The organism is Arenimonas sp. (assembly GCF_022842045.1).
GTDB lineage: Bacteria > Pseudomonadota > Gammaproteobacteria > Xanthomonadales > Xanthomonadaceae > Arenimonas.
Genome location: NZ_JALHQI010000112.1, coordinates 1 through 4,503, shown reverse-complemented (window position 1 = coordinate 4,503; position 4,503 = coordinate 1). Strand labels below are relative to the sequence as shown.

Genomic DNA, 4,503 nt, shown 5'->3' with positions numbered 1-4,503 from the left:
GAATCGCCGCCGACCGCCTGCAGGCGCAGGGCTTCGGCCCCGACCAGCCGCTGGCCGACAACGCCACCGAGGACGGCCGCGCGAAGAACCGCCGCGTGGAGCTGGTGCGCCTGCCCTGAGATCCCCCGTCGCCGCCACCGCAGGTGGACGGCAGCGCACTGACCGGGGTGAAGCGGTCAGCGATCCGGCATCGGGGGTCGATTTGTGGGACACTGCGCGCCCATTCCACCCACCAAGGCCCCCACCATGGCTAAGAAAGCCCGCGCCCGCCGCCGCGCCGCCCGACTCAAGAGCATCCGCTGAGTCGCGCACCGCGCACCGCAACACCCGATCAAGGGCCGGTTTCCGGCCCTTTTTCTTTGGCGGGTCAGGCCCGGGCGTGCCAGGCCTTCAGCAGCTCGGTTTCCTTCTCGCGGGGAACGCCGGCGCGGACTTCGGCCTGGCGCTCGGGGGCCTGGCTGCGGTACCAGCCCAGCAGGTCGGTGACCGTTTCGGCCAGCGGCCGGAACGTGAGGCCCGCGGCGATCGCGCGCGCATTGCTGACCGCGCCGTAGCCCGAATACGGCGACCCTTCGCGCGGCACCCAGATCGGCAGCGCCACTTCGTTCTTCTCGATGAACTCGCGCGAGACGTGGGTGAAGCTGGCCGGGCCGCCGGTGACGGCGTGGCAGCCGTGCACCATCGCGTCCATCGACATCGCGTAGTCCGGGCCGCAGGCATTGAACACGCCGGTCGTGCCGCTTTCCGCCAGCCGGATCATCCATTCGCCCAGGTCGCGGCCATCGATCACCTGCACCGGGTCCCGGCCATCGCCCGGCACCAGGATCTCGCCACCTTCGGCGATGCGCTTGGGCCAGTAGGTGAAGCGGTCGGTCTCGTCACGCGGCCCGACGATGTAGCCCGGACGCACGATCGTCACCTTGTCGCCGAACTGCTTGCGCGCCTCGGCCTCGCTGAGCGCCTTGAGCGAGCCGTACAGGCCCTCGATGTTGGCCATCAGGGTCTCGCGGGTCTCGGCCATGGCGTCGGCGCCGGCGTACTTCGCCAGCGGCGAGTCCTCGTTGATGCCGCCCTTCGAACCGTCGGCGTAAACCGAGATGGTGGAGATGAACAGGAAGTGCCCGACCTTGCCCTTGAGCACCTGGCCCGCGTCGCGGACCCAGTACGGCAGGGTGGTGGGGTTGTCGATGCAGACATCCCACTCGCGGCCTTCGAGCGCCTTCAGGTCACCGGTGGTGCGGTCGCCCACCAGCTGTTCGACCTTGTCGCCCCACTCGGTGATCGGCCGGCGACCGCGGTTGAAGGTGGTCACCTGATGGCCGCGCGCCAGCGCGTAGGCGACCTGGAACGGCCCGGTGAAACCGGTGCCGCCCAGGATCAGGATGCGCAGCGGCTTGGCCGCCTTCGGAATGGCGTTGCCGAGGCTGGCGGGTGCGGCGGCACTGCCGATCGAAGGCAGCGCGGCGGCAGCTGTGGCCAGGGCGGCGTAGCGGAACAGGTCGCGGCGTGAGGTCATGGCGTTTCCCCGGATGGTGGTTGGACGAGACTCCGCCCCAGCCCTCCGGGCCCGGCGGATGCGCCACTCTGCCCTGCCCGGCCCCGCGGCCGCGCATGACGGAAGTCGGGGTGCCGATGGCCTCAGCGCTTGGGCTGCAGGCGGTCCTTGCGCTCGGCGATGGCTTCGGCCGCGGCCAGGATCACGTTGCCCGGGATGCGGATCGTGTAGTCGGGATGCGTGTAGCCAAACTGCAGCACGCCCTCGCCGTCCACGATGAACACCGACGGCACCGGCAGCGCGTTCTCCTTCGAGCCCGACGCCGCCTCGAGGTTGATGCCGAAGGTGAGGTACTTCGCCACGGTCGCGGCATCCACGCGGAAGCCGATGCCGAAGGCCTTCATCGCATTGGCCTGGCTATCGGAGAGCAGCGTGTAGGTCAGGTCGCCGGCGTCCAGCGTCTTGGCCAGCTCCTCGGGGCGGTCCGGGCTGATGGCGATCATCTGGTAGCCCAGGGCCTTGGCGCGGTCCTCGATCAGGCGCAGGTCGCTCAGCTGCAGGTTGCAGTACGGGCACCAGCCGCCGCGGTAGAAGACCAGGATGGCCGGCTTGCCGCCGACCTGGCGCGCCAGCGTGGTGGCCTCGCCCGACAGCGTGCGCAGGGCGACGTCCGGCAGCTTCGAGCCCATCAGGATCGGACGGACCTGGTCGGCGCCGGGGGCCAGTTCCGCGGCCGGCGCGGCGGTGGCAAGGGTGAGCATGAGGACGGCAAGGGCGCTGCGGATCATGGCGTTTCTCCTGGGAAAGGGACTAGTGAACTCCTCCAGAGGCCACCAAGGGGTGAAAGGATGCGCGGCCCGGCTATCCTTGCCGCCATGACGCCGCCCCTGCCCCGCCCGACCCGTGACCCGCTCGCCTGGGCGGCGGGGCTGCCCGATGCCGTGACCGCGGGCTTCTTCCTGCTGCTGTGGCTGTTCCCGGCCTGGCTCGGCGCCGCGGCGCTCAAGACCGGCCTGCTGATGATGCTGGTCGAATTCATCCTGCTGCACGCCACCGCGATGATCGGCGGCACCCTGCTGTCGCGCGAGCCGGGCCAGCCGATGCGCTGGCGGGCGCTGGCCGGGTTCTCGGTGCTGTACCTGGCCTTCATCCTGGCCTGGTGCCTGCAGTTCCAGGCCTGGTGGCCGGTCCTGGCCTTCGGCTGGCTGCTGGCCGGCAAGGCCGCGCTGGCGATGCAGCCGGTGCCGGTGGCGGCCAAGCGCGAGCGCCTCAGCTCCGACTGGGCGCTCGGCGTCATCTTCTACCTGGGCGGCGTGTTCGCCACCAGCGTCCTGCCGCTGCCGCGGCTGGGTCTGGACCGCGCCGTGGTCGCCGCGGCCGACCTGCCGGGCAGCGGGCAGTGGGTGGACCGCCCGCACACCGTGGTGGCCTTCGGCCTGGTGTACTTCGCGCTGCTGTCGGTCAGCAAGGCGCGCGGCTGGAGGCTGCCGAAGTCGGCCTAGGCCAGTGCGAAATCCAGCGCCGCGCGCACCGCCGCCACCTGGGCGTCGTTGCACTGCGCGGGCGTGGCGCGCGGGCTGTCGGGATAGACCTCGGTGGTGCTGCGGAAGCGCGCCGTGGTGACGCTGGCGCACAGCCCCAGCTCGCGGCACGGATAGTTGATGACGCCGTGCGCCACCACCGGCGAGCCGATGATCTCGCCCTTGGCGTCGGCCGGCGCGATGTGGGTCACCTTCGCCACCGCCGCGATGATGGCCTGCTGGAATTCCGGCTGCGGGTCTTCGGTGTCGCCCACGGTGTAAAAGCCGTCGGGGATCTCGCCGGGCTCGAAGGGCTGGCCGTCGCGCGCGGCCTTGGCCGGGCGGAATTCGGACTCGTCGCTGTCGGTGGTTTCGTGCAGGTCCATGTGTACCAGGAACTGGTCGCGCAGCGGCGCGACCAGCTGCTTGAGCGCCGCCGATTCCGCCGCCTGGCCGTCGGGCCCGAACGACCGGTTGGGGTCGATGGCCTCGGCGTTCCAGCGCTGGATGCGCTCGTAGGCCCAGGGGCTGACGCAGGGCACGATCAGCAGGTTGATGCGGCCGGCGTAGTCCTTCGCATGGTGCCGGGCGAACTGCAGCGCGCCGTGCACGCCGCTGGTTTCGTAACCGTGGATGCCGCCGGTGACCAGCGCGTTCGGCAGGTCCTCGCGCCAGTCACGGCTGCGCAGCGCGTACAGCGGGAAGCGGCCGTCGTCGCCGGCGTCCAGCACGCCGTACTGCTGCACGTCGAAGACGTCGCGCAGCCGGTCGATGGCCAGCAGCACGTCGTCGGCGTAGCTGCGCTGGCGGGCCTGGCGGGCGCGCCAGGCGGCGCGCTCGGCGGCGCCCCAGGGCTGGCCGGGGGTGCCGATGGGATAGGTTTCGGGGGGATGCATGGTGGGCGGTCCTTGGTCCAAGACGTTGCCCGGGACTTTAGCACCACGCCGTTCGCACCACGCCACCGCGGCCTGGCCCGGTACGCTCCGGGGATTTACTCCAGGGCAATCCAGTCCACGGTCAACGCGAATGGCCCCTCGCGCTTGTCGCCGAGCAGCAGGCCGATCTCGCGCACCTGCGAAGGATCGAACGGCGGGCCCAGCAGCGCGAACCCGTGCGCGCTGGCGCGCAGGCCCGACAGCGGCACCCGCACCTCGGTCCAGCGCCCGGCCTGGGTGGCGAACTCGCCGCCATACGACACCGTGATGCCGCGGAAGCGGGCCTCGGTGGCCAGCCGCAGCTGGTAGCGCCGGCCATCGCCGCGCACGCGCAGCACCACGTTCTTCGCGCCGGTGAAATCGAAATCGCGGCCCACCGTGCGCACCGACGAGAAGCCGCCGTTGTTCTCCAGCGACAGCACGCCGGTGAAGCGCAGCTGGCCCGCCGCCACTTCCGGCCCGCCGCTGGAGCGCCCGCCCATGACGCCGTCGTTCACCGCCACCCAGCGCGGCTCCTCGGGGGCGCCATCGAAGCGCATCAGGGTTTTCATCG

The 4,503-nt window shown here is 71.2% G+C and carries 5 protein-coding genes; 1 reads left to right on the top strand and 4 read right to left on the bottom strand.

The annotated features are described in order from the left end of the window. Positions 1 to 367: 367 nt before the first annotated feature. Together Q0C12_RS14570 and Q0C12_RS14565 are read right to left on the bottom strand one after the other, a co-directional pair. A complete protein-coding gene (locus tag Q0C12_RS14570; RefSeq protein ID WP_290891462.1) occupies positions 368 to 1,516 on the bottom strand; it encodes an NAD-dependent epimerase/dehydratase family protein in 1,149 nt (382 codons plus the stop codon). A gap of 122 nt (positions 1,517 to 1,638) precedes the next feature. Beyond that, the gene (locus tag Q0C12_RS14565) at positions 1,639 to 2,283 is read right to left on the bottom strand and encodes a peroxiredoxin-like family protein (RefSeq protein ID WP_290891460.1); all 645 of its coding nucleotides are present in this window, start codon (positions 2,281 to 2,283) and stop codon (positions 1,639 to 1,641) included. An 87-nt stretch (positions 2,284 to 2,370) separates the two neighbouring features. Here Q0C12_RS14565 and Q0C12_RS14560 point away from each other — a divergent pair, with 87 nt between their 5' ends. Next, positions 2,371 to 2,997 carry a hypothetical protein gene (locus tag Q0C12_RS14560; RefSeq protein WP_290891458.1) on the top strand — a complete coding sequence of 209 codons (627 nt, stop codon included), beginning with the start codon at positions 2,371 to 2,373 and terminating at the stop codon, positions 2,995 to 2,997. Here Q0C12_RS14560 and Q0C12_RS14555 read toward each other — a convergent pair. Further along, positions 2,994 to 3,911, bottom strand: a complete 918-nt coding sequence (locus Q0C12_RS14555; RefSeq protein ID WP_290891456.1) for a M14 family metallocarboxypeptidase — start codon at positions 3,909 to 3,911, stop codon at positions 2,994 to 2,996. The two genes, Q0C12_RS14560 and Q0C12_RS14555, sit on opposite strands and share 4 nt — an antisense overlap. A 95-nt stretch (positions 3,912 to 4,006) precedes the next feature. Continuing rightward, a partial coding sequence (locus Q0C12_RS14550) for a CIA30 family protein (RefSeq protein WP_290891454.1) occupies positions 4,007 to 4,503 on the bottom strand: 497 nt, incomplete at its 5' end.